The 2,215-nt window shown below is 65.8% G+C and carries 2 protein-coding genes and 1 pseudogene; all 3 read right to left on the bottom strand.

Going from position 1 to position 2,215, the window contains the following annotated elements; genetic code table 11:
• Window positions 1–204, bottom strand: a pseudogene (locus EN991_RS33180) (HugZ family protein); the annotation flags it as partial.
• A 31-nt stretch (window positions 205–235) separates the two neighbouring features.
• On the bottom strand, window positions 236–1,411 hold the full coding sequence (locus EN991_RS33175; RefSeq protein WP_127370319.1) for a CaiB/BaiF CoA-transferase family protein: 1,176 nt from the start codon (window positions 1,409–1,411) through the stop codon (window positions 236–238).
• A gap of 7 nt (window positions 1,412–1,418) precedes the next feature.
• Window positions 1,419–2,180: a 3-hydroxyacyl-CoA dehydrogenase gene (locus EN991_RS33170; protein WP_127370318.1), complete on the bottom strand. Its 762-nt coding sequence runs from the start codon at window positions 2,178–2,180 to the stop codon at window positions 1,419–1,421.
• Window positions 2,181–2,215: the final 35 nt, after the last annotated feature.

Below are 2,215 nucleotides of genomic sequence, written 5' to 3'. Positions count from 1 at the left end.
GGTGTGCGCCGAAAGCATCGACACCAGGATCAGCGGTGCGCCGTCGATGTCGGTGGCCACGCCAACCCTGCTGGCCAGCGGCGAGCCGGTTTGCGGTTCGATCACCGCCAGGGCGCCAAAGCGGGCGCTGCGCAGAAGCGTCTTCGCCAGCCGGATCGCTTCGGCGTCCGTCTCACGGATCACGTCCTTCTTCGGCTCGTCCAAGGCAGCACCGCAGTAAGTTGATTTTTGTTCTCTAGTTATCGGTCAGCAAGCCGGATTTGACAAGGTCGTCGATCTCGGCTTTCGCAAAGCCGAAACGTGCCAGCATTGTCGACGGCAACAAATCCTCATCGCCGGGCATAGTGGCCAATGTCGGTTGCGAACTCGAGAAACGCGGGGCCGGGGCCGGGCGCTCAAATGCACCTGCCGTCACAGAGGCGTTGCGTGCCCGATTGTGCGGGTGGTGCTTTGCCTCTTGCAGCGACAGAACGGGTGCAACGCAGGCATCGGTTTGCGCGAACAACCGGTCCCAGTCGTCGCGTGGTTTCTGCCGGATCCGATCGGCAATGGCGGCGCGCATCGGCGGCCACAGGGCCTTGTCGTACTGGCCGGATGCAAAGCGCTCGTCGAGCGGCAGCAGCCTGGCGAATTCGGCGAAGAATTGCGGCTCGAGACAGCCGATGGCGATATGGCGTCCGTCCGACGTCTCATAGGTGTCGTAGAACGGGGCGCCGGAATCGAGCAGGTTCGCGCCACGCTTATCGCTCCACAAGCCGGCCGCCATCAAGGCGTGCAGGGGCACCGCCAGCATCGAAGCGCCATCGACCATCGCGGCGTCGATAACTTCACCCTTGCCTGTGCGCGAACGTTGGAACAGGGCGGCCAGCACACCGGCAACCAGCATCATGGCGCCACCGCCATAGTCTGCAACGAGGTTGAGCGGCGTGACGGGACGGCCGCCGGCATGGCCGATGGCGTGCAGCACGCCGCTATAGGCGAGGTAGGTTATGTCGTGGCCGGCGCGGCCGGCGAGCGGGCCGTCCTGGCCGAAGCCGGTCATACGGCCGTAGATCAGCGCCGGGTTACGCGCCAGCACCGTTTCCGGGCCGAGGCCGAGCCGCTCCATGACGCCCGGACGAAAGCCTTCGAGCAACATGTCCGCCTTTTCGGCAAGGCGCAGCAACAGATCGGTGCCTTCACGGCGCTTCAGGTCGAGGCGCAGCACGGCGCGGCCATGGCGGTCGATGTTATACTCATCCGGCAGCGGCAGGAGCTGGCTCGTCCCCGCCCGTTCGATACGCAACAGTTGCGCGCCCATCTCCGACAGCATCAGGCCGGCCAGCGGCACGGCGCCGAGCCCGGCCATCTCGATCACCTTCAGCCCGGTCAGCGGACCGGTTTTAGCGGCAGCGGACAGGCCGGCGCTCATGACCGGTTTATTTCGGCGCCATGCGAATGGCGCCGTCGAGGCGAATGGTCTCGCCGTTCAGCATCTGGTTCTCGATGATGTGCAGGGCGAGAGCGGCATATTCGGACGGTTCGCCCAGGCGCGACGGGAAGGGCACGGCGGCGCCCAGTGAATCCTGCACCTCTTGCGGCATGCCGGCCATCATCGGCGTCTTGAAGATGCCGGGAGCGATGGTGCAGACGCGGATGCCGGAACGGGCAAGGTCGCGCGCCACCGGCAGCGTCATGCCGACGACGCCGCCCTTGGACGCCGCATAGGCGGCCTGCCCGATCTGGCCATCATAGGCGGCAACCGAAGCGGTGTTGACAATGACGCCGCGCTCGCCGCCCGGCAGCGGCTCGAGCTTCGACGCGCGTTCGGCGACGAGGCGGATCATGTTGAACGTGCCGATCAGATTGACCTCGATCACCTTGCGGTACTGATCAAGCGGATGGGGACCATCCTTGCCGATCGTCTTCACGCCGATGGCGATGCCGGCGCAATTGATCAGGATACGCGGCTCGCCAAGCTTGGCGGCGACGTCGGCGAGGGCAGCAGTCCCACTGTCGGCGCTGCTGACGTCGCATTGGCCGGCAATACCGCCGATCTCGGCCGCGACCTTGGCCGCGCGGTCAATACCGACATCGAAGATGGCGACGCGGGCTCCCTTGGTGGCCAGCGCGCGCGCCGTTGCCTCGCCAAGGCCGGAGCCGCCGCCGGTGACGATCGCGATCTGGCCGTTCGGGTTCATGACGTCATCCTTTGATCTCAGGAACAGTGGACGGA

The organism is Mesorhizobium sp. M7A.F.Ca.US.005.03.2.1 (assembly GCF_003997795.1).
GTDB classification, from domain to species: Bacteria; Pseudomonadota; Alphaproteobacteria; order Rhizobiales; family Rhizobiaceae; genus Mesorhizobium; species Mesorhizobium ciceri.
Note: the sequence above shows the minus strand (reverse complement) of the source record. Positions and strands in the feature narration are given on the sequence as shown.